This window comes from Sphingobium sp. RSMS (genome assembly GCF_005406185.4).
GTDB lineage: Bacteria > Pseudomonadota > Alphaproteobacteria > Sphingomonadales > Sphingomonadaceae > Sphingobium > Sphingobium fuliginis.
Genome location: NZ_CM191257.1, coordinates 1,105,972 through 1,131,098, shown reverse-complemented (window position 1 = coordinate 1,131,098; position 25,127 = coordinate 1,105,972). Strand labels below are relative to the sequence as shown.

The window sequence follows — 25,127 nt, the reverse complement described above, 5'->3', positions numbered from 1 at the left end:
CCGCTATAGGGCCGCTGCATGAAATGCCCGAAATGCAAAACGCCGCAGAACGGTTATGGCGGGTGGTGCCGCGCTTGCGGCCATGCTGGCGGCAATGTTCGCCGGGCGCTGCTGTGGACGTTGATACCCACATTGATGATCGCGGTCCTGTTGCTCGCCCGGATCGGCTATGCCGAAGTCACGCGGCAGGGCAGCAGCCGCAACAGCTACAGTAACGCCATCGAAACCCAGAATGCGAGCGGCCGCAGCGCTGCCTTTGCCAAGCTCATGCATGATGCAGGGCAGACATGCTCGCGCACGTCCAAATCCCTGTTCAGGGGAGATATCGGCACTAACGCGGCCTGGGCGCTGCGCTGCGAGGATAGCGGCGACTGGCTGGTTCTGATCGCGTCCAACGGCGCGACGCGCATCGCGAGCTGTGGTCCGCTGAACAAGGCCGGGACGCCCTGCTGGACCCAGCTCTAGCGCCTCGGCCTTTTCTGGAGTCGACGCTCTCCGATTGCAGTCCGGGTAGGCCGGTCAGCCGAACCCCTCCCCGCTCCGCCACCAGCCAAGGCCGCGCGCGGCCTGCATCATCATATCCCATGCCTGCGCGCTGGCCGTTGCGATGGCGGCGGGGTCTGCTCCCAGACCGGCGAACGTGCGCTCGATCATCTCGTCGACATAGGCGCGTGGCTCGACCGACCGGAGCATCAGGCGCCGCCGCGCCTCGATCGTCATGCCGACGATCAGATCCACTGCCACCTCGATCGACCGGAACTGCATCTGCCCGCCATCCAGCGCGGCCTTCAGCGCATCGCGCACCAGCAGGTCGAACATGCTCGCCCGCGCGAAATAATCGACATAGTCGACGCGGCAGGTAAAGCCGCCCCAGCGCGGATCATGCCAGGCCCGCGCCATCGCCATCGCCGCGCCGCCGACCGCCCGGACCAGCGGGTCCGCCACATCGTCGAACAGCCTGCGAAAATCGGCGATCAGGTCCGCGGTCATCCGCTCGCCCAATTCATTCACCGCAGCGTCGAGGGACTCGAAATATTTGTAGAAGCTGCCGCGCGATACGCCCGCCGCGCAAATCACGTCATCGATCACCAGACTGCCGCTGCCCTGCCCCGGCTGATACAGGTCGAGCACGGCGTCCAGCAGCCGCTCGCGCATCCGGGCGCGCCTGATCGCAGCCGCCGCCGTGCGCGGATCGACATCAGCGGGAGCAGGCGCGGCGTCGGACATCGCCTCCCTATTGCATCGGGTGGAAATAGCGCGCAAGCAGGCTGCCATCCTCGCCGAATATATAATGTTCGATGCTGTGCACGCAGACAGGATGCCCGTCATATTCACCTTCGTTGCGGACATAGATGACGGCTTCGTTGCCGCTCACCTTCACATCCTCGACGAACAGTTTCCATCCGACATATTGCGCGCACAGGGCCTCCAGCTTGTCCCAGCCCTCCTGCACCGGGCCGGTGGCCGGGTCCTGCACCTTGAATCCGCCCGGCGCGATTGCGCGGAAGGCCGCCATGAAATCGTCGATACGGCCCTCGCTGAACATCTCGGCCTGGGTCTTCAGGAATGTCGCGATTTCCTGTGCGGTCGGTTGTGTCATGATATGTCCTTCTCCTGTCATTTCGGTTCCCCCCAGACCGGGGCCGGCGTGATGTCGGGCAGCAGGGCGATATTGGATCGCAGGCCGGTAATCGCCCGGCCATATAGCTCGATGGAAAGCTGTCCGTTCAACGCATTGTGACGGGTGCCGACGCTCAGGTCGCGCCAGATCCGCTGCAAGGGGCTGGAAAGGGCGAAGGCGCCCGGCCCGGCGATATCCATCAACCGGTTGCCCGCCGCGCGCAACAATTCCATCGCATAGCCGCAATCGGCCTGTATCTGAGCCTTGTCGAAGCCGGTGAGCACGCGGCATTGCGCGGTTTCGTCCAACATCCCGGCGGCACGGCGCACATGCAACCAGGCCGAATCGATCTCCATCGCCGCGCGGCCGGTCATGCCGACCAGAGCCTCCGAACCGCTCTGCCCGGCATAGGTCCAGCCCACTATCTGTCGCCTGGGCATCGCCTGCACCACGCCTTCGAGCAATGCCGTCGCCGCGCCCAGCATCGGCGCGAGCACGCCCAGCGGAAATAGCGGCTCCATCGGCCATCGGTCGCGCGGTTCCAACCCCTCCATCGCCAGGATCGCCTCGGCCGGCGGCGTACGCGACGACCAGAGGATCAGGTCGTCCGGCACGAACAGATCCCGCGCGACGATCATGTTGCTGCCGGAACCGGCCATGCCCGCGACATGCCAATTGTCCTCGATCGAACAAGCAGGGTCGCGCAGATCCAGAAATGCCAGAGCCGGTTCAACACCCCCATCCGTTTCGATCATGACGCCGTTCAGCGCCCAATCGGCGTGCAGGCACCCCGATCCATAACCCCAGCGCCCCGACACGCGATAGCCGCCCGACACCGCAACCGCTTTGCCCGAAGGCGCGGAGGCACTGCAAAACAGTTCCTCGCCGGTCTGGAACAGCCGCTCCGTCATGGCCGGCGGCAGCGCGAACGCCGTTCCGGTAATTCCTGACAGCAGACCATAGGCCCAGGCAGTGCCGACGCAGCCCTTGGCCAGTTCGGCAACTGTCTCGATATGGGTGGTCAGCCTGTGGCCTGGCCCACCGGCGCGTTCGGGCGCCGTGATATGGAACAGGCCGGATGCGCGCAACGCCCCCATCACCGCCGGAACGATCCGCCGCTCGCGTTCGCACGCGGCGGCATGGTTCTCCAGCAAGGGCCGCAGCGACGCGGCGATGCCTACTGGGTCGGCCACGAAGGCCACGGGCCGCTTGTGCGCCGGACGTTCTTCTACCGTTTCAGATCGCATCCGAATCATCGCTCCTCGCCGTTTCCGAATATAATGACGTTATTGTCATTATACGGCAAGCACGTCCGGGCGGTCCTATCCGTCCCACCGTCCTGCGAACCGTTGAATTTTCGTTTCGACGCGCCCTGCCTCCCGATAGGCTGTAGGCGGACGCTCCTCTTCTAGGGTCCGCGCAATCGCCGACAGCGCCGATAAGGCCGGCTCCAAGAGAGGACTTGCACCGATGCGTAAAATCGACCTTCCGCCCTTCGATCGCGCAGCTTTCGCCGACAAATATGGTCCCTGGGCCATCATCGCTGGCGCCTCCGAAGGCACCGGCGCCTGCTATGCGGAACAACTGGCCGCCATGGGCATCCATCTGGTGCTGGTCTCCCGGCGGCAGGAAGCGCTCGATGCACTGGGTCAGCGGTTGGCAACCGAACATGGCATCGAATATCGTGCCATCACCGCCGACCTCACCGAACAGAGCGCGGGAAGCCGACTGGTAGAGGCGACCGCCGATCTGGACATCGGCCTCTATATTTCCAATGCCGGCGCGGACGGCGCGGGCAACAGTTTCTTCGGCGAACCGGTCGATCGTTCGCTTCGGCTGCTCACCATGAACGCGGCCAATGTGCTGGAAGCGGTGCATGGCTTTGGCAATCGCTTCCTGAAGCGCGGCAAGGGTGGGGTCGTCGTCATGTCGTCCGGCGCGGGCCTTGGCGGGCAGCCCTGGCTGGTCATGTATTCCGCGACCAAGGCGTTCGAACTCAACTTCGTCGAATCGCTCTGGGCCGAGCTGGAAGGACAGAATGTCGATATCGTCGGTATCGCGGCCCCCATCATGGATACCCCGACCCTGCGCCGCGCGACCGAGGGGCTGGGAATGGATTATTCCATGGCCTATGATCCGGCCGATGTCTGCGCGCTCGCCCTTGCCAGCCTGGGCAAGGAACCGTTGGTGATCGTTCCCGATGGTCCGGACGAGGAGAAAATCCCGCAGATCCAGGCCGACCGCAAGACCCGCCTCGTAGCGCTGGCCGAATGGGGCAAGGCCTATACCGCCGCGGCGAACGGCTGACCGGGCACAAAAAAGGGGAAGAGGTAATGACGGATCAGGTCGACGTCGTCGTCATCGGCGCAGGACATAATGGCATGGCCGCCGCCGGATATCTGGCAAAGGCCGGCAAGAAGGTCGTCGTGGTCGAGCGTCTGGCCAAGGTCGGCGGCATGACCAGTTCGGGCTATATGATCCCCGAAGCCCCCGACCATCTGGTGACGCCCTGCGCTGTCGAACTGCTGTTCGCCCGTAAATCCGGCATTATCGAGGATTTCGACCTGCCCAAATATGGCCTGCGCACGGTCGATCCCGATCCGACCTACGCCTATCTCCATCCCGACGGCAGCTCGATCGCGCTCTTCTACGACTATCACCGCACGGCGGAGGATATTGCCCGCATCAACCGCAATGACGGCAAGGCCTATCTGGAGTTCATGAAGACGCTGAACGTCATGATGGACATCGGCTTTCCGCTGATGATGGCGGAGCCGGGGCGGCCGGACGTGAAGAACCTGTCGAAGATGATCGGCAGCGCGGTCCGCAATGTCCGCCTGAAGGACGAGCTGATCGCCATGTCGAAGGCGACGGCGGACCAGATCGCCTGCGAACGGTTCGAGCATCCGGCGACGATCGCCCTGCTGCTGGGCATCGCGGCGGGGGCCGGCCCGGTCGATGACGACGGCAATGCCGCCGCCTATATGATCTTCGCCGTCACCCACAAATATGGCACCGGCAAGCCGATCGGCAGCCTGCAATCCTTCGCCGACGCGCTCGCGCGCAGCATCGAGGCGTCGGGCGCGACGATCGAGCTCAATGCGCCGGTCGCCGAGATCATCGTCGATGATGGTGCGGCAAAGGGCGTACGGCTGGAGGACGGCCGCGTCATCCGCGCGAAGATGGTCATCGCGACCTGCGACCCCCGCACGGCCATGCGCCTCACGACGCCCGGCGGCGTTCCGCGGACGCTGACCCAGCGGATCGAACATGCCCCGGCGAACCGCTCGAACGCGGCGCCCTTCCTTGCCAATATCGCCATGTCGGGGCCGCTCCGCCTGAAGAAGCATCAGGATTTGCGGCATGACGACGCCGATCTCGACAAGGCGGTCGGTCTGATCGGCACGCCGGAGGAAGTGCGCGAGTCCTTCGCCATGGCGCGACGCGGCGACATCCCCGATCGGCACGCCATGTCGCTGAGCCCATTGTCCAATTCCGACCCGACGCAGGCGCCTCCCGGCGGCTCGCTCGCCTATGTCTATCTGCCGGGCGTCGCCGTGGACGCGCGGGAGGGCTGGTCGCCCGCGCTCAAGGACCGGACCATGACATCTGTCATCAGTCATCTGGGTGAATTTTACGACGGCCTGGACACGGAAGTCGGCCGCTTCGTCGAAACCGCTCGGGAGCGCGAGAAGCGGCTCAATGTCACCAATGGCTGCGTGACCCATATCGATTTCGGCGCGCTGCGTTCGGGCGTCCATCGCCCGGCCACCGGTTTCGGCGGCCCCAAGCCGCCCTTCCCTGGCTTCCTGATCGGCGGCGCCGGCGCGCATCCGGGCGGGGGCGTGTCCGGCATTGCCGGGCGGATCGCCGCCAACCGCGCGCTGCGCGAACTCAAGAAGATCAAATAAGCGATGTCGAGCAAACCTAATCCTGTCGCAATCCCCGCCCATCTGGACGATGTGACGGCGCAATGGCTGACGCAGATCATGCAACCGCGCTATCCCGGCATCGTGGTCGAGGCGATGGAGGAGGTGTTCCTCCGCAACAGCCATACCACCAAATATCAGGTGAAGCTGACCCTCAACGATGTCGGCAAGGCGGCCGGCATCCCCGACAATGTCTGCCTCAAGGCCAATTGGGCGCAATTCGACAGCCAGGGCATCTGCCGCCTCGAAGCGCGTTTCTATGAGGATTTCCGCCGCCACGTCGCATTCCCCGCCCCGCGCTCCTATTTCGAGGCATGGGATCCGCGCCCCGACAGCGGTCAGGGACTGGTCGTGATGGAGGATCTATCCATCGAGGGCGGTCATTTCGGGATCAGCACCGACCATATGGGCGTGGAGGAAGCGGCGCGCGGCGTCGCCAGCCTGGCGCGCATTCATGGCGCCTTCTGGGACAGTCCGGTCCTTCACGCGGCCGACTGGCTGCCCGTCTCCATGGCGACGCCGGTGGACACGCAGCAGCTGACCATGATGTACGGCTTTGCCGAGCAGAACCATGCCAAGCCGGACTATCAGGCATTCCTGCCGGGCTGGATCAAGGGCGATCTCTCGCGCCTGCATGGCGTCTACAACGCCCTGATCGATTTCGCGCAGAACAAGGAACGGGGTCCATGGTGTCTGGTCCATGGCGACAGCCATCAGGGCAACAGCTATGTCCGCCCCGATGGCGAACGCGTCTGGCTCGACTGGCAGCTCGTCCGCAAGGGACGGCCGATCCGGGACTTCACCTATTTCGTTCTGGGCGCCCTCACGATCGAGGAACGGCGCTCCCATGACCGGGAACTGCTGCGCCACTATCGGAACTGCCTGGTCGAAACGGGGGCGCTGGGCGTGCCGGATGACGACACGCTGTGGGAATATTATCGCCGCTGGCCGCCCTATGCGATGCAGGCGTGGATCGCGAACATGGACGAGTGGGGCCAGAAGGGCATGCACATCGTCGAGCGCATCTTCGTGGCGGGCGAGGATTTGGGCACGGTCGCCGCGCTCGGCGTGCAATTTTGACGTAAGGATGATCGGATGACCGACGCCGTCACGGCCTTCCGCGCCGATGTTCCGCAGGCGGCACTGGACGATCTGCGCCTCAGGTTGCGCCGTACGCGCTGGCCCGAGGCGGAGACGGTCAGCGACTGGAGTCAGGGCGTCCCGCTGGCGGCGCTGCGCGATCTGTGCGCCTATTGGGCGGACGGCTATGACTGGCGGCGGTGCGAAGGGGCGCTCAATGCCCTGCCCCAGTTCACCACCGCGATCGATGGTCTGTCGATCCATTTCATCCATGTTCGCAGTCCCCGGCCCGACGCGCTGCCGCTGATCCTGACCCATGGCTGGCCGGGATCGGTGCTGGAGTTTCTGAAGGTGCTCGGACCGCTAACCGATCCCGCCGCCCATGGCGCGCCGGACGCGCCAGCCTTCCATGTCGTCATCCCCTCGCTGCCAGGCTACGGCTTTTCGGACAAGCCGACGGCCGCAGGCTGGGGCGTCGAGAGGATCGCGCAAAGCTGGATCCAGCTCATGCGCCGCCTCGGTTATGACCGCTTCGCCGCGCAGGGCGGCGACTGGGGGGCGGCGGTCACGACCGCCATCGCCATGGCCGCGCCGCCCGAATGTATCGGCGTCCATTTCAACATGCCGCTGGTATTCCCGGAGGAAAGCGACTTTGCCGACCTGACCCCGGCCGAGGCCAGAACGGTCGAGCGGATGCAATATTATCAGGAGCATGATTCCGGCTACGCCAAGCTACAGGGCACCCGACCGCAGACGATCGGCTATGGGCTGGCGGACTCGCCCGTAGCGCAAGCCGCCTGGATCTACGAGAAGTTCCAGGCGTGGACCGACAATCAGGGCGTGCCGGAGAATGCGCTGACACGGGACGAAATGCTGGACGTGATCAGCCTCTACTGGCTCACCAATAGCGGCGCGTCATCCGCGCGGCTCTATTGGGAAAGCGCCAATGCGTTTCAGGCGCGTCAATTGGACCTGCCGGTCGGCGTCAGCATCTTCGCGCAGGAGATTTTCCGTCCATCACGGCGCTGGGCCGAACGCAGCTACCCGCGCCTCATGCACTGGAATGAGCTGGATGCCGGCGGCCATTTCGCGGCCTTCGAGCGGCCAGCGCTGTTCGTCGCGGAATTGCGGGCCTGCTTCGGCGCGATGCAAGGGTAGCGCCTGCCGCAATCCCCCTACCGCCCGGCAGGCTCGATTCGTCCTCCGTCGATCAAAATTGCCTCCGCATCAGGATCGTGCCGGATGACTGCACCGATGCAGAGCGGCGGCGCAGTCCAAAAAAGAGAGAGGATAATGCATGAGCGAGCCTGCCGTCGCCCCCCTTGCCGTCATCGATCGGCATCTTGTCCCCCGCCCCTATCCCGCCCGCACCGCGCCCCTGCCCCACGGTCGCTTCACGCCCGACGCCGCATGGCTGGGATCGTTGCTGGCCAACAAATATCCGGGCGTCGTCGCGCAATCGATGGAGGTCGTGCAGCTGTTCGACAGCCACACGACCAAATTGCGCATCGTGGTGGACTGGAACGAGGCCGGGCGGGCCGCCGGCTTGCCGCGCAATCTGTGCATCAAATCCAACTGGTCGGGCATGTTCGACGATGTCGACATCCATGCGCTCGAAGCGCGCTTCTATCATTTCCTGACGGACAAACTCACAGCCAATACGGCCACATGCTATTATGCCGACTGGGACGATGACGGCTCGGCGCGCGGCGTCATCGTGCTGGAAGACCTTATCGACCGGGGCGGCACGTTCGGCCACTCGACCCAGCATGCCGGTGTCGACGGGGTCGCGACCGCGCTGGCGGATTTGGCAAAGCTGCATGCGGGCCTGTGGGAAAGCCCGTTGATCACGCCCGAAGCGGCACCCTGGCTGCCGACATCCATGGCGGTGCCGGTCGATTATGACCAGGTCCGCATCATGTGGCACTGGATCGAAGAAAATTTGAAAGACCCCAATTTCCGCGCCATCGCACCCAGACATTATCTGGACGACGCGCGCAGGGTCGAGCGCGCCTATGACCGGCTGGTCGCCTTCGAGCGCGCCTTCGACGCGCCCTATTGCATCATCCTGGGCGACTGCCATCAGGGCAACACTTACATCCTGCCCAATGGCGAGCGCATGTGGGTCGACTGGCAACTGGGCCGGCGCGGGCGGCCATGGCGCGACCTTACCTATTTCACCATCGGATCGCTGACGATCGAGGAGCGTCGCCAAAATCATCGCGACCTGATCGCCCATTACCGCGACTGCCTGATCCGGGAAGGCGCGACCAATGTCATCGACCTCGACACCATCTGGAAGGAACAGGTGCCGCGCTGGGTGATGTACGGCATCCAGGCTTGGGTGGCGAACATGGACTATTGGGGCCAGAACGGCCTGCCGATGAACGAGCGGTTCTTCGCTGCGGGCGAAGATCTGGGCAGCTGGAAATTGTTGGGCGAATGACGATCATGCCCCTGCCGCGCTCGAACCGCGGCAGGGGCATCGATTTAACGGCGGCGTTTAGGCGCGGTCAGGCGCTGCGCGGCGCTATGAAGGACGCAATGCGCGGCTGAACGCGCAAGTCCGCCGGCACATGGTCCGGCCCGATGCGCCGATCGATTTCCTCCTCGAACCAGTAAAGCGCGCGCTCCTGATAGCCGGCCCAGATCGAAGGGATCGTCCCGTTGCGCAGCGATTGCTGGATATTTTCGAACAGGCACAGATCCTCGGACAGGATATGTTCGGTCGCCGCGCGCATCCCCTGCCAGTAGAGCTTGTCCTCTTCGCTGTCGGTCGACCATCCCATCTGGCGCACTTCCATGACAGACCGGTCGGACCCCATCGGCCAGAAGCATTGCAGGTTGAATCCCACCGGATCGAGCGAGAAAAATGTGTTGGGAAAGGTCGGCAGCGCAACCGTATTTTCCAGAAATACCGGCGCGATGTCGTCCGGTTTGACCGGCGGGGTCTTGAACAGCGACTCCCCGCCCTTCTTCCGCGTTCCGAACCGCATATGACCGCCTTCATAAAGCGCGATCACGAAACTGCGCGAATCCAGATGCGGCGCCAGCGTCGTGGGATGGACCGTGTTGACATGATAGATCTCAAGGAAATTATGATAGGCGATTTTCCAGTTGCACGCCATTTCGACGAAGAAATGATCCTTCACCACCATGCGCTCCAGCGGATATCCTTCCGTCAGCGCCACGAATTCCCCCAGGAAATTCTGCAACGGCTCAGCGTCGTCATCGAAATTGATGAAGATGAAGCCGCGATAGGTATCGCACTTCACTTCGATCAGACCGTTTTCCGCCTTGTCGAGACAAGCGAAATCATGCTGGCTGGGAACCGATTTGAGGGTGCCTTCAAGGTCGTAGCCCCAGGCGTGATAGGGGCAGATGAAGCGCATGGCGCGCCCCTGTGGCTCAAGCAGAAGCGGGGAACCGCGGTGCCGGCAGGCATTGTGAAAGGCCCGGATTCGACCGTCCTTGCCGTGGGAGAGAATGACCGAGCGGTCCAGATGCTGGAACAGGCGGTAGGAACCGGGCGCGGGGAGGTCGGACGCAATGCCGGCCAGCAGCCAGGTGCGATTCCAAAGCCTGTCCTTTTCCAGCGCTTCGAAACGCGGGTCGGTGTAGCGGCCGGCTGGAATCGGAGGAAGGGCCGGAAAATCGCTGGGATGCTCGGATCGCTTCAACTGCTCCTCCATTGTCCGGTTGAGCAATTCCAACGCAGCTTCACGCATAGCTCTCTCCTGTAAAAGCCCGCAGGCTCCGTTTCAATCAGACTGGCCACATCACGGTTCAAGGAACCTGCAATTGGATAGGGTCATCACTGTCATAGTCCAGGCAAGCTGATAGCCCTCTGTTCCGATGAGTATGCTTATGGCCTTGAAACATCCCACATCCACGGACGGAATCACCGTCGATTATATCAACCAGCTACTGGCCACGGCGGGCACGGGCGCAACCGTCACCGACATGCGCATCATCGACGCCAAAACCTATGGCGAGCAGATGGTGTCGACGGCGGGGCGCGTGGCGATCGAGGTCGATTATAGCGATGACACGGCCCCTGACCTGCCCAACCGCCTGGTGCTCAAGCTGACCCGGGCGGTCGATGAGATCATGGCCCCCTTCTACGCCAATGAAGTGGCCTTCTACCGGGGCATTCGGCCGGAACTCGCGATCGAAGCGCCGCGCTGTTTCGGTGGCGACTTCAATGCCTCCACCACGCATTTCGGGCTGTTGCTCGAAGATCTGGCCGTGCGCGGCGCGACCTTCCCCAATACGACCATGCGGACCGGCCCGGACGATGTGCGGGCCTTGCTGGATCAGCTGGCCCGGCTGCACGCGCGCTTCTGGGAATCGCCCCGCTTCGGCGCGGATCTTGCCTGGGTCGAAACCCATGTCGAAGGCGCGGTTGCAACGATGATGAACGAACTCGCGCCCGCCTATATTGCGCATGAGGTCGAGACCGAAAATTTCAAACGGGAAATGGTGCAGCGGCTCCGCACCACGCCGGACAAACTGCTTGCGGGGGTGCAAGCGGTTCAGCGACATCAGTCAACCCTGCCCCAGACGCTCTTGCATGGCGACACGCATCTCGGCAACAGCTACCGCCTGCCCGACGGAACGGCAGGCCTGCTCGACTGGCAGCTCATGGTGCGCGGCTACGCGATGCACGACATCAACTATATCGTGACCACCGGCCTTTCCATTGCGGACCGGCGGGCGCATGAGCGCGATCTTCTGGGCTATTATCTGGATCGCCTGGGGCAGGAAGGCGTCGCACGCCCTCCTGCCTTCGACGATGCCTGGGCCGAATATCGGCGAACCCTGATATGGGGCGTCTATATCGGCTGGCTGACGACCCCTGTCGTCAATTATGGCTGGGAGATCAACGTCATGAACCATCTGCGGCTGACCACCGCCTATGAGGATCTCGAAACCGCAAAACTTGTCGACGCGCTGTTTTGACGGCGCGCTGACGGACTACAACTGATTGCTCCCCGATGCGGCGAACAGCCGCTGGAAATCGACCATCGTGGGCTGGTGGGCGGTAAAGCCGCCGTCCACCGGGATCATCGCGCCGTTGATGAAGCGAGACTCGTCCGACGCCAGGAAGGCGACGACATGGGCGATGTCGCGCGGGCTGCCCAACTCCGGGTTGAGATGATGGTCGAGCAGCACATCCTTGACCGCTTGCGGCGTCGTTTCGACGGCCGTCTCGCTGAGGACGAAGCCGATGGCGATCACATTGGAGCGGATGCCCTGCTTGCCATATTGGGTCGCGAGGAAGCGGCTGAGGTTGATGAGCGCCGCCTTGGACGCGCCATAGGCCGTCAGCGTCATTTCCCCCAGCAGGCCGAAACCGGACGCGGAATGGATGAGCGACCCGCCGCCCCCGACGATCATAACCGGCAGCGCATGTTTGCACAGCAGCATCGGCCCTCGCGCATTGACGGCAAAGGCCTTGTCCCAAGCGCCGGTGTCGAGATGGACGACATCGCGATCGAGCCCGCGCTGCTCGGTCGTCTGATAGGCGGCATTATTGTGGAGGATGTCGATCCGCCCGTGCCGGCCGGCGATCCGCGCAACCGCAGCGGAAACGCTGTCCTCGTCGGTCAGGTCGAACGTCTCCGCTTCGGCACGGAGATTCTTGCCGCGCAGCGAATCCGCCGCCGCCTCCACCCGATCCGCCAATATGTCGGAAAGGATCACGGTCGCCCCCCTCTCGGCCAGCACGGTCGCCACCTCCAGGCCGATGCCCTGCGCCGCGCCCGTCACGATCGCTACGCGACCATCCAATGATCCCACCATTTCGCTTCCTTCTATCCACGTGACAAACGCTGAGCGCCAACCAGCGATACCTAACCGCCTAGGGCGGATCGAAACAATAGGCGCAGATCTTGTTGCCGTCGGGGTCCAGCAGATAGGCGCCATAGGCGTGGGGCACGGCGCCGCGGGGCCCCGGCGGCCCGGCATCCTCGCCGCCCGCAGCCAGACCAGCGCGATGAAAATCATCGACCGCGCGGCGATCCGGCGCCTTCAATCCCAAGGTCGCACCATTGCCGCATGTCGCCGGGCCCTGAAGCGGGCGCAGGATCAGCAATTCGGGCACCCGTCGTCCATAGCCGACGCCCTGATCCAGAAACGGACCGAGATTGACGATCCCCAGCGGCGCAAGCACCGCATCGTAGAAACGGGCGGATCTTTCCAGGTCGTTGCTGCCAAGGCAGACATGCGTGAAGATGCCCATCGCGCCCTCTATCCGCTCACTGTGCCCGGCTCATGCCTTCCAGCATATCGGCGACATAGGGCGTGTGATGAACGATCCCGCCATCCACGCCGATCACCTGCCCGGTTATGAAGGCCGCGCCATCCGACGCCAGAAACAGCACCGCACCGGCAATATCCTCCGGCACGCTCTCGCGCGGGAGCAGGACATGCCGCTGGATCATGGCGATCTGATCAGGGGTCATCATCTCCCGGGCCAGCGGGGAGAGCACGAGGCCCGGCGCGACCGCGTTGACCCGGATGTTGAACCGGCCGAACTGCACCGCCGCATTGCGGGTCAGCGCGTTCACGGCCGCCTTGGACGCGGAATAGGACGGATTGTTGATGTCGCCAGTCAGCGCCACCCCGGTCGAGGTGTTGATGATTGAGCCGCCGCCGCCCGCAATCATGTGCGGCGCGACCGCCTTGATCATCAGCATCGTGCCCCGCGCATTGACATGAAAGGCGCGATCCCAGGTCGCGGCGTCGAGATCGAGAAGCGAGCCATCGGCGGCCATCTGCTCCAGCCGCGTGTCGGCCGCATTGTTGTGGAGGATGTCGATGCGCTGATGCTGCCGCATCACATCTGCGACCAGCGCCGTGATGCTGTCCTCCTGCGCGAGGTCGAGCGCCATCCCCTGCGCCCGCCCGCCCGACGCCTGAATAGACCGGGCGACGGCTTCTGCCCGTTCAGCCGCAATATCCGCCAGGATTACCGTCGCACCGGCCTTTGCCAGGGCCCGTGCGCAGGCCTCCCCGATATTGGCCCCCGATCCGGTGACGATAGCGACCCGTCCCGATAAATCCGTCATGGGCATCTTCTCTCCTGTCCGTCATGGGCGCCGCACCATCGGGCTTCCGCCGCAGCGGGACGCTGCCACGGCAGGCGCCCGGCGATACCTAGACAAAGATAGGTTTGGCGGAATTGATAAGCCGCGCATCTATGACGCTCCTCAAGCGGAGAGCCCTTCATGAGCGTCACCATCTTTCAACTCGACCGGTCCCGCTCTGAACGGGCGGTCTGGCTGATGGAGGAAGTGGAGTGTCCCTACGACATTCGCTTCTTTGCGCGGCTGGAAACGCTCGCGGCGGAGCCGGCCTACAAGGCTTTGCATCCGCTGGGTTCTTCGCCAGTGATCGAGGCCGACGGACAACGCATCGCCGAAAGCGGGGCGGTCATGGACTATCTCGCCACGACGCAGGGGAACGGTGCGCTCCGCGCCAATCCCGGCGACCCGGACTATGCTGACTATCTTTTCTGGTTCCATTTCGCCGAATCCTCCCTGATGCCCGCGCTGGTGACGGAGATCATGGCCGAACGGGCAGGCATCGCGCAGGATCATCCCTCCCGCGTCGCAGGTCGGGCTCATTCAGCGCGCCTGCTGAAACTTGTCGACGACCGGCTGACGCATGCCCCCTATATGGCGGGCGACCGGTTCACGGCGGCCGACATCATGATGACCTTTCCCTTCACCACCACGCGATTGTTCATGTCCGTCGACGTGGAAGGACATAAGAACATCGCCGCCTATGTCGGGCGGATGACGGCGCGTCCGGCCTATTGCCGGATGCGCGACATTGTCGACCATCCCCCGATCGCCTGACGGATCAGCGCATAGCCAGCTTTTCCGCGCCGCCCGTGCGTACCCGATCTCCCATATGCGCGCGGGCGCGCTCCTCCTCCGCCAGGCCGACGGCGGTCGGATGCTGAACATCGTCCTTGGTGAGGCGGGGTGTCGCGCGATCCCATTGAGTGATGCGTATCCCATCAGGCTGGAGCAGGCCGCTGGTCGCCAGCAGGGTGTCGGCGCCTCGCCACGCTTCCAGGGCCGCCGCCGGATCGTTGATCCTGTAGATCGCGACATAGCGATGGTCGGGCGTCATCGGGATCATCTGGCCAAAGGTGCGAAAGGTCAGGAAAGCAGCCGATTTGACGCCGGGTCGAACGGCCGCTTCACGAAAATAGCTTTCCGCATAGAATCGTCTGAAATGGTCGCCGCCGTCCGCAGGCGGGTTCAGTTCCTCCAGGATGACGCCGCCGGAATGCCCGACGTCCGGATCATTGTCCTGAAAGAGCAGCGGATAATAATGAAAGTCATAGAGCAGGCTGTCATCGATGGCGTCCGATACCTGCATCCGCGACGTCAGCGCATTGTCCAGATGCTCGCGACTGAAGCGCACCGGATCGAATACGTCGTAGAGGGCGAGATATTGCCAGTCGAAGCCTTCGGGCGGACAGGGTTGCTCCCCGGCAAGCCGGAAACGCTGCGCGGTGACCGATCCCCGGAAACGCAGCGCATCGCGAATATGGATGTTGCTGTACCAATCCTCCATATCGGCCTCCCGGCCCGGAACGGCTTTGGTCAGCACGATCAGCACGGCATCGATCATCGCTTTTGCCTTCCCTCTCCTGATTTCTGTTCTCTCAGCCCTGCCGGACGGGCGGCGCGAAAGGCGTCGGCGCCCCCATCGTCGCCCGATAGGACAGGGGCTGCTTCCCGTCCGTATCCCTGATGCCGTACCGCTCCCCCAGTTCCGCGCCGATCAGCGCCTGGCCCGAAAGGGCGGCAAGGTCCGGGTCCTGCGCCAAGCGATCGAGGACAAGGCCTGAAAATTCCGGCGTTTCCCAGTGGGGCATGGCGGCGCGCAGGTCTTCGGGGATCATGTCGGACGGCATGGCCTTCACGGCGTCGGTCAGGATGAAGCCCGGCCAGAGAGACACGACGGATACACCGTGCGGCGCAAGATCGACAGCCATGTCGGCGGTCATCTTGTCCGTCCCCGCCTTGGCCGCGCCATAAGCCGGCCCGTGGAAATAGGATACCGCGCCATAGAAGGAAATGCTGGCGATCAGACCCCTGCCCGCCGTCACCATCAACGGCGCCGCATGATAGGCCGCGACATAGCTGGAGCGCAGGCCGATGGTGATCATGTCCGCCAACCTGAGCGGCTTTTCCCAGAAGCCGCCCGGCGCGACTAGGTCGAGCCCGTAAACGGCGGCGGCATTGTTGACGAGCAGGTCCAGCCTGCCATCCGTCCGCTCGGCCAGTTGCGCGAACGCTCTTTCGACCGCATCATCATCCCGGTGATCGCATAACAGCGGGATGCCCTTGCCGCCCGACTGTTCGATTTCTTCCACGACCGCGGCAAGCTGCGCCTGATCGCGTCCCGTGATCGCCACCACATGACCGCGTGAAGCCAGGCCCCGCGCCATGCCGCGCCCCAGCCCGCGCGTCGCGCCTGTCACCAGTACTATCTTTTCGCTCATATCCTGCTCCTATCCTTAATATTGACATCGCCACGAGGGACAGGGCCTGACCTGTCCAACGGCAGAGGGGCGACTGCCCTTCAGTCGAAGCGCGTCGCCGGTAGGACGACATGGCGGGCGGCCTCGCCCAGCGCGGTCGGTCCGAACAGTTGCAGCCGCCGACCCTCGATGGTCGCGAGCAGAGCGATGAGCGCGGCGTCCTCCTCCGGTCCCGCTTCGAGGATATACGCTTCCAGCGCCTCGGCGGCGTCGGCCCAGCGGTCGAAGCGGCGGCCGAGCAGGGCGGACACATCGGCGAGGTTGCGCGCCACCATGTCCGCCCCATGATCATCGGCGCGCCGTACCCATTCTATCAGTTCGGCGACCTGCGCCTTGTGCGTTTCCGCCGCCTCTCCCGTCACCGGCAACGCCCCGAGCGTATCGACCAGTTTGGCCAGAAGCGGCGCATTGTCGCCCGTGCGCTGTTCCAGCGGCGACAGTTCGGGCAGCGCATCGCCGGTCAGGTGCGACAGCGCCAGCAAGATGGAGCGGCGCAGCGCGAGATCGAACATGAGATAGACCGAATGCGGATCGCCGGGGCATGGCTTGCCGACCGTCCCTGTGAACTGCATCGTGCCGAGCAGTGAGAATTGCAGGACATGGAAAACCACCGCGTCATGATCGACCGGTTCGCCCGTCGCTTCCTCATAATAGCGCACCAGCTCCGGTAGCGGCGCACCCAGCGGCTCATAGCTGTTGCGCATCCCCATGGTGGCGATGTCGACCAGTGGATCGCCGATCATCGAAAATTCGAAATCATAGAGCTTGGTCATCGCCCCCTGATCGACCAGATATTGGCCCGAATCGAACTGGATGAAGCTGGCGCGATCGCGGTGCCGCGGTACATTGCGGCGCAGCCAGCCGATGACGAATTCCAGCAACGGCTCGGGCCGGCTCTTCGTCCGCCGATAATGCGGCATATAGGCGTCGAGGCCGACCAGCGCGATCGCCTCGGCGCCCTCGGGCCGGTGCACGCCGACGGCCATGAAGGGTTCGACCGGCAACCGATGCATCGCGGCGACTGCCTCCATATAGACGCGGCCGATGGCGCTTTTCGTCGCGGCATTGAGCGCCGAGAAATCGCGCGTCCCTTCGATCGCCTCCATCACGATGCAGGGCGGATCGGAGAGATAGCCGTAAATCTCCGGCACCGGCAGCCCCTGGCCGTGCAGCACGGCGATAACGTCCGCCTCGCGCTTGAGGTCGGGGAAGATCGATACGTCGCCGCCCCGGTCGCCGCGCAGGTGCAGGCGGCGGACCGTCCCTTCCCTTTCTATATCGACGAACCAGGACGGGCGCCAGCGGACGAGGCGTTCAAGCCCGACGACCTTGCCGCCGGTCAGTTGCTCGACAAAGGCGGTGATTCGGCCGACCCCGGCATCGTCATAATTGTTGAGCGGCGCGGCATTCGTCACTGCGCGCCCTCCCCCGCCGAAAAGGCTTCGGCCACGGCGCGGGTGTCCATATATTCCTTGCCGGATACGATCTGCCCGTCCCGGATGATCAGCAGATTATGATAGTCGTTGCGATAGACCCGGTCCGGAAAGACCATCTCGCCCCGGACTTCCACAGCCACCCGATCCCCTTCGGCGGTGATCGCGATCACCTCGGCCGTGCGCTTCTGCGCGCTCAGCAGTCCGCCCTTCACGCTGGCGATGAAGTCGGCCCGGCTCATGTCGCCATGACCCAATATCCACCACTGGCAATCGGGATGCTGAAGCGCTTCGATCGTCTCGACATCGCCCTCTTCCACGGCCCGCATATAGCGGCGGGCCACTGCCTTGTTCGCCTCGATATCGCTCATCACCCTCTCCGATGCTTCTATGCCGCCGAATTCGCCGACGGTCGTGGCGGACTATTGCCCTTGTGCAGGCGCAACCGCCGTCAGGAACCCTATCCATGGGCGGGTGGCCCTCGCGCGATCGCTCCACAATCTTCGCTCGTACAAGAAAGTGGAGGGGGAGAGCGCATGACGACCAAGAGCATGATGATGAAGCTATGCACCTATATGGGCGCAATAGCCGGGACGATGATGTTCGTTGGCATATGGCCGGTCGCGCACATGTTCCCGCCGCTCGACCCGTCCATGCCCGCAGCAGAGGTCGCAGCCTATTATCGCAGCCACCAGACCGGCATATTGGCGGGCGCCATCCTGATCGCCTCTTCTTCCGTGCTGTTTTTCCCCTTCCTCGCCGCGATCGCCACCTTCATGAAGAAGATCGAAGGGCCGATTGCGCCCTTGACCTGGGCTTTCGTGATGGTCGTGGCCTTCGGCTTCGTCACCCTATTCTTCGCCGGGTTGATCTTCACGGCGGCCGCCTATCGGCTCGACCGGCCGGACGCCGTCGTCAGCACGCTGAGCGATATCGCCTTTCTGCTGTTCGTCATGCCGGCCGTACCTGCCTTCGTACAGAATCTGCTGACCGGCTTCGTCATTCTGGGCGATCGCCGCGCGCAACCCATCCTGCCGCGCTGGCTGGGCTATATGAACCTCTGGACCGGCGTGCTGCTGCTGCCCGGACTGGCGATCGGCCTGTTCAAGACCGGACCTTTCGCCTGGAACGGCGCCCTGGCTTTCTGGCTGCCCGCCGTCGTATTCGGCATCTGGTTCAACCTGATGATTGTCGCCATGCTCGGCGCGATCAAGCGCGACGCGCTGGGTGGCGAATAATGGCGGCGTCGCAAGCGGTTGCCTCGTCTCCGCGCGGCCATGTGCCGGGCGAGGAAGGCGTATGGGTGTTCATCGGCGGCGACCTCATCGTCTTTGCCGTCTTCTTCGTCACCTATGCGCTCGCCCGGCAGCAGGAACTGCCGCTGTTCGAAAGCGCGCAGGCGCTGCTCGACCGGCGCCTTGGCCTGCTCAACACGCTGCTGCTGCTGACCAGCAGCCTGTTCGTCGCGCAGGCCGTCGCGGCGGTCCGCCGGGGCGACGACAGGGCGCGCCGGTTGCTGCTGGGGGCGATCCTTCTCGGCAGCGGCTTCGTCATCGTCAAGGCGTTCGAATATTCGGCCAAGATCGCGCAGGGCTTCACGCTCAACAGCAACAGTTTTTCGATCTATTATTATATGTTTACCGGCATCCATCTGGTGCATGTGCTGATCGGGCTGGGCGTGCTGTGCTTCACCTTGTCGCGCTTCGACCGGGCCGGCCAGATGCAGGGGGGCGTCGCCCTGATCGAGGGGAGCGGCGCCTTCTGGCATCTGGTGGACCTGCTCTGGATCATCCTCTTCGCCCTCCTCTACCTGCTCTAGGAAAGCTGTTTCATGGCCATGATCTGGCGTAGCCGCATCACATGGGTCTGGGCGATGCTGATCGCCGCAACCTTTCTGTCATTCGAAACGATGGCATTGGGCAATGCCTTTCTGCTTCGCTCCGTGATCCTCGTCATCGCCTTCACGAAAGTTCTGCTCGTCGGCCGCGAGTTCATGGAGTTGCGGCACGCGCCGCGCTGGCTGCTCTGGGGATTCCAGAGCTGGGCGATCCTGACCTGCCTGGTCCTTATCGCCCTGTTCCGCACCTGACGCGATCAGACCGGCACTTCCGTCCCGCCTGCCGCGGCCTCGTCAATGCCCATCTTGCGCGTGAGGTCAGCCATATCGAGATATTCGCGCCAACGCGAAATCAGCCCGGCGTCGTCAAACTCATAGATGGCGACCATTTGGTGCGGACAGGGCCGTCCCATGATGATGGCGGTATCCGACCGCTCCTGCATCACCATCCGGTCGTTGGAGAGGATGTTCACTTCATTGCACTTGTTGTTCGTGGCGAAGGCCATTTGCCGCTCGATCTCAGCGCGCAATGCCGTCTTGCCCTTCACGACAGGACCGCCGGGAACCCAGAGCTGCCATTCGGCGTCCTCCGCCATCATCGACAGGATCTTTTCGACATCGGGCCTGCTGGCATCGCGGCCGTCGCCCCAGGCATCGCAAAATTCCCGCACCTTCCGTTCCAGTTCCACGCTCATCATCCTCTCCTTTTTCTGATTTCATCCTGCCTGATTTTGCCGTTCATCCCGGGGACAAGGCCCGCGTGACGCTGATGAACGGCACGGTGCAGCTCTGACCGCCATCGACCGGATACAACATGCCGTTGACATAGCGGGATTCGTCGGACGCGAGGAACAGCGCCATGGCGGCAATATCCTCGGGTTCGCCGATGAAGGGCGTGTTGAGCACCTCCAGAAACAGCCGGTCCATCTCGGGCGTGGACCATTGCAGCTTGGCCGGCGTCTGCGTCGGACCGGGTAGGATCGCATTGCTGCGGATGCCCCGTTTGCCATAGGTGGCGGCGATCGCCTGCACGAACCAGTTGAGCGCAGCTTTGGACGATCCATAGCTATAGGCTGTGATATCCCCGCCCATGGAACTGCCCGATGAGGTGGAGATGATCGACCCTGCGCCGCGCTCCAGCATGTGCGGAATGGCGAGCTTGCTCGCCAGAACGGCGCCCAATACATTCACTCTCAGATTGGCGAGGAAGATGTCGGGATCGAAGGCCAGGAAATCCATGTCGCGCATGGCGTGGTCCTGATTGACGTATAGCGCATTGTTGAACAGCACGTCGATGCGGCCGAAATCCGCGACGGTCTGGCCGATCATATGTTCCAGATCGGCCTGCTCGCCAACATCGACGGTCATCGCGCGCGCCGACCCGCCGGCGTCGACGACGGCCTGCGCGGTCATCTCGGCAGCTTCGGCGCGAATATCCGCTACGATCACCGTCGCGCCTTCCCGCGCGAACATCAGCGCGCTGGCGCGTCCGATGCCGCTCCCGCTGCCGGTGATGATGCAAATCTTGTTGGCAAGGCGGGTCATTCTGCTTCCTCTCGCTTTTTAATTCATAACCGGCGGCGGCTGCACGTTGGTATCAGCGCAGATCATACTTCCTGATGGACAGGATCAGTAGGTAGGCACGGCTGCGCTGGGGATCGGCCTCGACACGGGCCGCGACCCGCTGCACCAGACTGGCCATCAGTGCGTCCCGATCACGGGACGCATCGACCCGCGCCAGGAAGTTGGGGCCGTTGGCCGCACCCATCATGGCTGCCCACAGCCGCCCCAGTTCGGCCGCATCGCCGGATCGCTGATAAGCATCCCAATAGGGATCAGGGGACGGGATCGCGGCGAGATGCTCCAGTTCCAGTTCGGGCACCAAGCCGGCATCGAAAGGCGCTTGTATCTGATCGGGCGAACGCCCCGCGGAGGGCGCCGTCATCCTTAGCGTCTCATCGGCGCTGAGCAGTCCTTCACCCTCCATGTCGACGATCGATTGCCAGAAATTTCCGGCCATCCATTCGAAGCCGTGGCTGTCGGGCCCCCTGCCCATGAACTGACAGATCAGGCGTCCTCCCGGCCGCAATTCGACAGCGCGCGCCTTCAGGAAGGCCAGCCAATCCTCCGCCAGCACCGCCTCGACGGCAGCACGCGCCTGCGCGGACCGACTGAAAATCGCCCAGCCATGATCCGCGACGTCGACCGGATTGCGGCTCATCCAGTGCAGCGCGTTGGAGGACCAGCCCAGATCGACGCTGCCGGGCGGCAATATCGCATCGAAATAGGATCGGCCGATCGCGGATGGAAAGACGCCCTGTCGGCCGTTCAGATAGCTGGCCGGATCCCGGTCCAACAGGCCGAACAGCGAGGTGAAATCGTTCGATGGCAGATCCGTATGCACGACCTGCACAGGCCTCCGCGCGTCGTGCGCGCGAACCAGATCGATAGCTGTCGCCATCGGCGCCATCGAATTGCGTCCTTGCGACGCGCCATAATCGACAATGGTGACGGGACCGACAGAACCGTCCGCAATGGCCCGCGCCGCCGCCTCCAGCAGGGCAAGCGCGGATTGCAGATTGGCCTGTTGCAGACCCGAATGGCGGTTGTAGAGCCCGTCCCCCGCCATGGCCGCGACAGCGGCGGGATCAGCCATAAAATGCCTCCGCGATGCGCTGCGTGTAGATCGCGCTTTTTTCGGGCGACAGGCCATAATGGGGGATCACCGGCGTAATCGCGTCGGCCAGGGCGGCGCGCCGCGCGACCCGGCTGCGCACCTCATCAACCGTTCCAACCACGGCGATGCTTTCCACCATTTCGTCGGAGCAGGCCGCCGCCATACCCGCCATGTCGCCCTGCGCGAAGGCGGCCTGGATCGCCGATGCCTCGCGGCCGAAACCGATTTCCTCGAAATAGCGCAGATATTGGGGTGACTGGCTGTAATAGGCCACGGTCCCTCGGCAATCCTCAATCGCCTCGCGCCTGTCGTCGGAAATCGCCGTGAATATCGAAATATTGAGCGAGAAGCCCTTGCGCGCCCGCCCGGCCCGATCCAGCCCGGCCTTGATCTGGGCTGCCACTTCCCGCTCGATCCAGGCATCGTTCCACAGCGGGTGCCCGAGCAGCCCGTCGGCAATTTCCGCCGCCTGCGCGCAGGCCTTCTGAAACACCGCCGGCAGGACGATGGGAATGTCGCTGCGCACCGGCTTGTGCAGCAGGCGGAAGTGCGAAAGGTCGAGACGATGATAGTCGCCCGCCAGTTCGGTGAGTTCGCCCGTATGCCCGCGTGCGACGATGGCGCGGATCATGCCCACGATCTCGCGCATATGGGCGAGCGGCTTGCCATAGGCGCTGCCGAACGATCCCTCGATCTGGCTCTGCGCGCTGGATCCCAGCCCCAGCACCACCCGGCCGTTGCTAATGAGGTCCAGGTCGATGGCGCTGCAAGCGGTTTCCAGCGGACTGCGCACGAACGCCAGCGCGATGCCGGTCCCCAGCTTGATGCGCTGCGTGGCCGGCGCGACGGCGGCCAGCGTCGTAAAGGGCGCGCCGAAAATCTGGGGCGCCCACACCCCTTCCACGCCCGCCGCTTCGTAGCTCTGCGCCAGCGCCGACAGATCGGCGCCCGGCATCGGGACGATCTGCGCCCAGACAGCCTTGCGATCGGTCATCCCCATCCCCCTCTAAAAGCCGCTTGTGTCGAAATAGTCGCGCCAGGCGACGATATGGGGGCCGTCCATTTCCAGCGCGCCCATCAGCCGCAGCGAAAGCATTTCCTGCCCGTCCGGTCCGTAGAAAATATCGCTGCGCTCGGTCAGGACCACATTGCCGGCGGCCGCCGCATGATGGACGACGACCGCGCAGCGTTCGAAAGGAATCCGGCCCAGAAAGCCCTCGACGAACTGCCGCGCCTGATCGATCCCGACAGTCGTCGCCACGCCGACATTTTCCCAACGGGTATCCGCCGTAAACCGGCGCTCCATGGCGGACAGCATGTCGTCGCGCGAGCCGCTGCTTTCCCGAAAAAACGCCAATGCTTCGTCCAGTGGACCGGGCATGTCACCCCCTGCTCCTGTGTTGCGCCGGCATCATGGCGCGGGGCGGCCGCCTTCTACCCTGCCGAAAGATAGCCATTGGATTTTGATGGAGGGATCGGCACGCCATCGGGCGGAAAGGTCATGCTGAGAATAGTATGTCCTCCCCATAACAGCGAATCGAGCGGCCAAATATCGGGCGTTGCCTATACTCCGCGGCAAAGCTGAGAGGAGTTTTCATTGATGAGCGCCGTCGACGAACTGATCACCCTTGCCCGATCACCGGATCCGTTCCGGAATGCCCCGGACAATCTGGCCGAACTGCAACTGGAAGCGGCGCGGGAGCGCTTTGCGGAGCGCCGCCAGCAGATCAGGGTGCTCGACAAGCGGGCGAAGGAAGCCGGTATCGACAGCATCGACAGCCTGGCCGATCTCGTCCCGCTCCTGTTCGCCCACACCAATTATAAGAGCTATCCTGAAGCGTTCGTCGACAATGGCCAGTGGAAGCATATGAACATATGGCTCGGTACGCTGAGCAGCCATGCCACCGACAATATCGACGTTGCGGATGTGCGCGACATCGACGAATGGCTGGATCGCGCCAGGGCGGCGGGCCACCATGTCTTCGCGTCGAGCGGGACGTTGGGCAAATCCTCTTTCCTCAACCAGTCGACGCAGGACCGCGACCTGTCACTCGCCGCTTGTCTGGCAGCGGCCGACCTGTCGACACCGGCCTATGTCCCCGATCATGGCCGCTCGGTCTTCACCATGATGCCGCCGCGCGGCACCCACAAGATGATCGACTTCTGCAACGTCCATTTCCCGCGCTGGGCAGCGCCCGGCGAATTTCATCGCCTGAGCGACTATCCGATGCGCGCCTTCGACGCCATGCGTCCCGCGCAGCTGCGCCGCCTGCTGGCGGCCGGCAAGGTCGGTCCCGGTGAGATCGCCGCCTACGAGGCGGAGGTCGAGGCCCGCCAGCAGGCGCGGGCGGGCGAGTTCGACGCATGGATGGACCTGCTTGTCAGCCGCCGGGATCGCCCGCTCTATATCGGCGTCATGTATGGCGTCGCCTGGCAGATCGTGCAGGCCCTGCGCGCGCGCGGGATCAAGGATGGCGATTTCCATCCCGACACGCTGATGAGCTTTGGCGGAGGCACCAAGGGGGCAGCGGTCCCAGCCGACTATAAGGAACAGATTATGGGCTTTTTCGGCGTCACGCCGGACCGCATCACCAGTTCCTATGCCATGGTCGAAATGAGCGGCTTCTGCGCCAAGATCCAGCCGACCGAATCCTATGCGGTGCCGCCATGGATCATCCCCCTCATCCTCGACAAGCCTGGCGAAACGCTGCTGGGCACGACCAAGGATACGGGCCGGGTGGAAGGCCGCATGGCATTCTTCGACATATTGGCGGACGGCCGGTGGGGCGGCATCATCTCCGGCGACAAGGTGCAGGTGGAATTCGGCTCCGGCCTGGAAGGCGTGAAGACGCCGGTCGTCCATGCCATCGCACGCTACGCCGATCTGGAGGAGGGCGAGGACAAGCTCAGCTGCGCCGGATCGATCGATTCCTACGTGCGCGGATCGATCACCGCGCCCCAGCCGGTCGCGGCCTGAACGAC

At 63.8% G+C, this 25,127-nt stretch carries 28 protein-coding genes; 12 read left to right on the top strand and 16 right to left on the bottom strand.

Annotation, left to right across the window (positions count from 1 at the left end; genetic code table 11):
• The first annotated feature begins 18 nt into the window (after positions 1 to 18).
• Positions 19 to 465, top strand: coding sequence for a hypothetical protein (locus EGM87_RS05255; RefSeq protein WP_235600737.1), 447 nt, complete (start codon positions 19 to 21; stop codon positions 463 to 465).
• A gap of 54 nt (positions 466 to 519) precedes the next feature.
• On the opposite strand, the gene EGM87_RS05250 is transcribed toward EGM87_RS05255, so the two are convergent.
• From EGM87_RS05250 to EGM87_RS05240, 3 genes are read right to left on the bottom strand one after another with little or no spacing between them, the layout of a single operon-like run.
• The gene (locus EGM87_RS05250; protein ID WP_044662224.1) at positions 520 to 1,227 is read right to left on the bottom strand and encodes a TetR/AcrR family transcriptional regulator; all 708 of its coding nucleotides are present in this window, start codon (positions 1,225 to 1,227) and stop codon (positions 520 to 522) included.
• Between the two features lie 7 nt (positions 1,228 to 1,234).
• Positions 1,235 to 1,600 (bottom strand): nuclear transport factor 2 family protein, encoded by a 366-nt coding sequence (locus EGM87_RS05245; RefSeq protein WP_009823784.1) that lies wholly within the window; start codon positions 1,598 to 1,600, stop codon positions 1,235 to 1,237.
• 17 nt (positions 1,601 to 1,617) lie between these two features.
• Positions 1,618 to 2,868 (bottom strand): acyl-CoA dehydrogenase family protein, encoded by a 1,251-nt coding sequence (locus tag EGM87_RS05240; protein ID WP_235600736.1) that lies wholly within the window; start codon positions 2,866 to 2,868, stop codon positions 1,618 to 1,620.
• A 223-nt stretch (positions 2,869 to 3,091) separates the two neighbouring features.
• Here EGM87_RS05240 and EGM87_RS05235 point away from each other — a divergent pair, with 223 nt between their 5' ends.
• From EGM87_RS05235 to EGM87_RS05215, 5 genes are all read left to right on the top strand, one after another.
• Positions 3,092 to 3,928: an SDR family NAD(P)-dependent oxidoreductase gene (locus tag EGM87_RS05235; RefSeq protein ID WP_044662222.1), complete on the top strand. Its 837-nt coding sequence runs from the start codon at positions 3,092 to 3,094 to the stop codon at positions 3,926 to 3,928.
• Positions 3,929 to 3,954: 26 nt separating this feature from the next.
• Positions 3,955 to 5,532 carry a phytoene desaturase family protein gene (locus EGM87_RS05230; RefSeq protein ID WP_044662221.1) on the top strand — a complete coding sequence of 526 codons (1,578 nt, stop codon included), beginning with the start codon at positions 3,955 to 3,957 and terminating at the stop codon, positions 5,530 to 5,532.
• Between the two features lie 3 nt (positions 5,533 to 5,535).
• Positions 5,536 to 6,630 (top strand): phosphotransferase, encoded by a 1,095-nt coding sequence (locus tag EGM87_RS05225; RefSeq protein WP_044662220.1) that lies wholly within the window; start codon positions 5,536 to 5,538, stop codon positions 6,628 to 6,630.
• Between the two features lie 15 nt (positions 6,631 to 6,645).
• Positions 6,646 to 7,788: an epoxide hydrolase family protein gene (locus EGM87_RS05220; protein ID WP_044662219.1), complete on the top strand. Its 1,143-nt coding sequence runs from the start codon at positions 6,646 to 6,648 to the stop codon at positions 7,786 to 7,788.
• Positions 7,789 to 7,927: 139 nt separating this feature from the next.
• On the top strand, positions 7,928 to 9,076 hold the full coding sequence (locus tag EGM87_RS05215) for a protein kinase family protein (protein ID WP_044662218.1): 1,149 nt from the start codon (positions 7,928 to 7,930) through the stop codon (positions 9,074 to 9,076).
• Positions 9,077 to 9,143: 67 nt separating this feature from the next.
• On the opposite strand, the gene EGM87_RS05210 is transcribed toward EGM87_RS05215, so the two are convergent.
• Entirely contained in the window at positions 9,144 to 10,358 is a 1,215-nt protein-coding gene (locus EGM87_RS05210; protein ID WP_044662217.1) for an aromatic ring-hydroxylating oxygenase subunit alpha, read from the bottom strand.
• A 139-nt stretch (positions 10,359 to 10,497) separates the two neighbouring features.
• Here EGM87_RS05210 and EGM87_RS05205 point away from each other — a divergent pair, with 139 nt between their 5' ends.
• Positions 10,498 to 11,592, top strand: a complete 1,095-nt coding sequence (locus tag EGM87_RS05205; protein ID WP_044662216.1) for a phosphotransferase — start codon at positions 10,498 to 10,500, stop codon at positions 11,590 to 11,592.
• Positions 11,593 to 11,607: 15 nt separating this feature from the next.
• Here the strand turns inward: EGM87_RS05205 and EGM87_RS05200 are convergent, their stop codons facing one another.
• From EGM87_RS05200 to EGM87_RS05190, 3 genes are read right to left on the bottom strand one after another with little or no spacing between them, the layout of a single operon-like run.
• On the bottom strand, positions 11,608 to 12,435 hold the full coding sequence (locus EGM87_RS05200) for an SDR family NAD(P)-dependent oxidoreductase (RefSeq protein ID WP_044662215.1): 828 nt from the start codon (positions 12,433 to 12,435) through the stop codon (positions 11,608 to 11,610).
• 58 nt (positions 12,436 to 12,493) lie between these two features.
• Positions 12,494 to 12,874: a VOC family protein gene (locus EGM87_RS05195; RefSeq protein WP_044662214.1), complete on the bottom strand. Its 381-nt coding sequence runs from the start codon at positions 12,872 to 12,874 to the stop codon at positions 12,494 to 12,496.
• A 16-nt stretch (positions 12,875 to 12,890) separates the two neighbouring features.
• Positions 12,891 to 13,703 (bottom strand): SDR family NAD(P)-dependent oxidoreductase, encoded by an 813-nt coding sequence (locus tag EGM87_RS05190; RefSeq protein ID WP_235600735.1) that lies wholly within the window; start codon positions 13,701 to 13,703, stop codon positions 12,891 to 12,893.
• Between the two features lie 159 nt (positions 13,704 to 13,862).
• On the opposite strand from EGM87_RS05190, the gene EGM87_RS05185 reads away from it, so the two are divergent.
• On the top strand, positions 13,863 to 14,495 hold the full coding sequence (locus tag EGM87_RS05185; protein WP_044662212.1) for a glutathione S-transferase family protein: 633 nt from the start codon (positions 13,863 to 13,865) through the stop codon (positions 14,493 to 14,495).
• A 4-nt stretch (positions 14,496 to 14,499) separates the two neighbouring features.
• Here the strand turns inward: EGM87_RS05185 and EGM87_RS05180 are convergent, their stop codons facing one another.
• The 4 genes from EGM87_RS05180 to EGM87_RS05165 form a co-directional block, all read right to left on the bottom strand.
• Entirely contained in the window at positions 14,500 to 15,282 is a 783-nt protein-coding gene (locus EGM87_RS05180; protein ID WP_044662211.1) for a hypothetical protein, read from the bottom strand.
• Between the two features lie 34 nt (positions 15,283 to 15,316).
• The gene (locus EGM87_RS05175) at positions 15,317 to 16,159 is read right to left on the bottom strand and encodes a dehydrogenase/reductase SDR family member 1 (protein WP_044662210.1); all 843 of its coding nucleotides are present in this window, start codon (positions 16,157 to 16,159) and stop codon (positions 15,317 to 15,319) included.
• 80 nt (positions 16,160 to 16,239) lie between these two features.
• Positions 16,240 to 17,613, bottom strand: a complete 1,374-nt coding sequence (locus EGM87_RS05170) for a phosphotransferase (RefSeq protein ID WP_044662209.1) — start codon at positions 17,611 to 17,613, stop codon at positions 16,240 to 16,242.
• On the bottom strand, positions 17,610 to 18,002 hold the full coding sequence (locus tag EGM87_RS05165) for a nuclear transport factor 2 family protein (RefSeq protein ID WP_044662208.1): 393 nt from the start codon (positions 18,000 to 18,002) through the stop codon (positions 17,610 to 17,612). The genes EGM87_RS05170 and EGM87_RS05165 overlap by 4 nt, the downstream gene beginning before the upstream one ends.
• 165 nt (positions 18,003 to 18,167) lie before the next feature.
• Here EGM87_RS05165 and EGM87_RS05160 point away from each other — a divergent pair, with 165 nt between their 5' ends.
• Genes EGM87_RS05160 through EGM87_RS05150 form a run of 3 tightly spaced genes read left to right on the top strand, consistent with a single transcriptional unit; the run spans position 18,168 to position 19,720 of the window.
• Positions 18,168 to 18,869 carry a hypothetical protein gene (locus EGM87_RS05160; protein WP_044662207.1) on the top strand — a complete coding sequence of 234 codons (702 nt, stop codon included), beginning with the start codon at positions 18,168 to 18,170 and terminating at the stop codon, positions 18,867 to 18,869.
• Positions 18,869 to 19,450 carry a cytochrome c oxidase subunit 3 gene (locus EGM87_RS05155; protein ID WP_044662206.1) on the top strand — a complete coding sequence of 194 codons (582 nt, stop codon included), beginning with the start codon at positions 18,869 to 18,871 and terminating at the stop codon, positions 19,448 to 19,450. The genes EGM87_RS05160 and EGM87_RS05155 overlap by 1 nt, the downstream gene beginning before the upstream one ends.
• Before the next feature lie 12 nt (positions 19,451 to 19,462).
• The gene (locus EGM87_RS05150; RefSeq protein WP_017183047.1) at positions 19,463 to 19,720 is read left to right on the top strand and encodes a cytochrome C oxidase subunit IV family protein; all 258 of its coding nucleotides are present in this window, start codon (positions 19,463 to 19,465) and stop codon (positions 19,718 to 19,720) included.
• Positions 19,721 to 19,725: 5 nt separating this feature from the next.
• Here the strand turns inward: EGM87_RS05150 and EGM87_RS05145 are convergent, their stop codons facing one another.
• The 5 genes from EGM87_RS05145 to EGM87_RS05125 are packed head-to-tail and all read right to left on the bottom strand — an operon-like array spanning position 19,726 to position 23,526.
• On the bottom strand, positions 19,726 to 20,163 hold the full coding sequence (locus EGM87_RS05145) for a nuclear transport factor 2 family protein (protein WP_044662205.1): 438 nt from the start codon (positions 20,161 to 20,163) through the stop codon (positions 19,726 to 19,728).
• A 43-nt stretch (positions 20,164 to 20,206) separates the two neighbouring features.
• Positions 20,207 to 21,013 (bottom strand): SDR family NAD(P)-dependent oxidoreductase, encoded by an 807-nt coding sequence (locus EGM87_RS05140; RefSeq protein ID WP_044662204.1) that lies wholly within the window; start codon positions 21,011 to 21,013, stop codon positions 20,207 to 20,209.
• Positions 21,014 to 21,065: 52 nt separating this feature from the next.
• Positions 21,066 to 22,124, bottom strand: coding sequence for a class I SAM-dependent methyltransferase (locus tag EGM87_RS05135; RefSeq protein WP_044662203.1), 1,059 nt, complete (start codon positions 22,122 to 22,124; stop codon positions 21,066 to 21,068).
• Positions 22,117 to 23,139 carry an LLM class flavin-dependent oxidoreductase gene (locus EGM87_RS05130; protein WP_044662202.1) on the bottom strand — a complete coding sequence of 341 codons (1,023 nt, stop codon included), beginning with the start codon at positions 23,137 to 23,139 and terminating at the stop codon, positions 22,117 to 22,119. The genes EGM87_RS05135 and EGM87_RS05130 overlap by 8 nt, the downstream gene beginning before the upstream one ends.
• A 12-nt stretch (positions 23,140 to 23,151) precedes the next feature.
• Positions 23,152 to 23,526, bottom strand: coding sequence for a limonene-1,2-epoxide hydrolase family protein (locus tag EGM87_RS05125; protein WP_044662201.1), 375 nt, complete (start codon positions 23,524 to 23,526; stop codon positions 23,152 to 23,154).
• 219 nt (positions 23,527 to 23,745) lie between these two features.
• Between EGM87_RS05125 and EGM87_RS05120 the strand changes: the two genes are divergently transcribed.
• Entirely contained in the window at positions 23,746 to 25,122 is a 1,377-nt protein-coding gene (locus EGM87_RS05120) for a hypothetical protein (RefSeq protein ID WP_044662200.1), read from the top strand.
• The last annotated feature ends 5 nt before the right edge of the window (positions 25,123 to 25,127 follow it).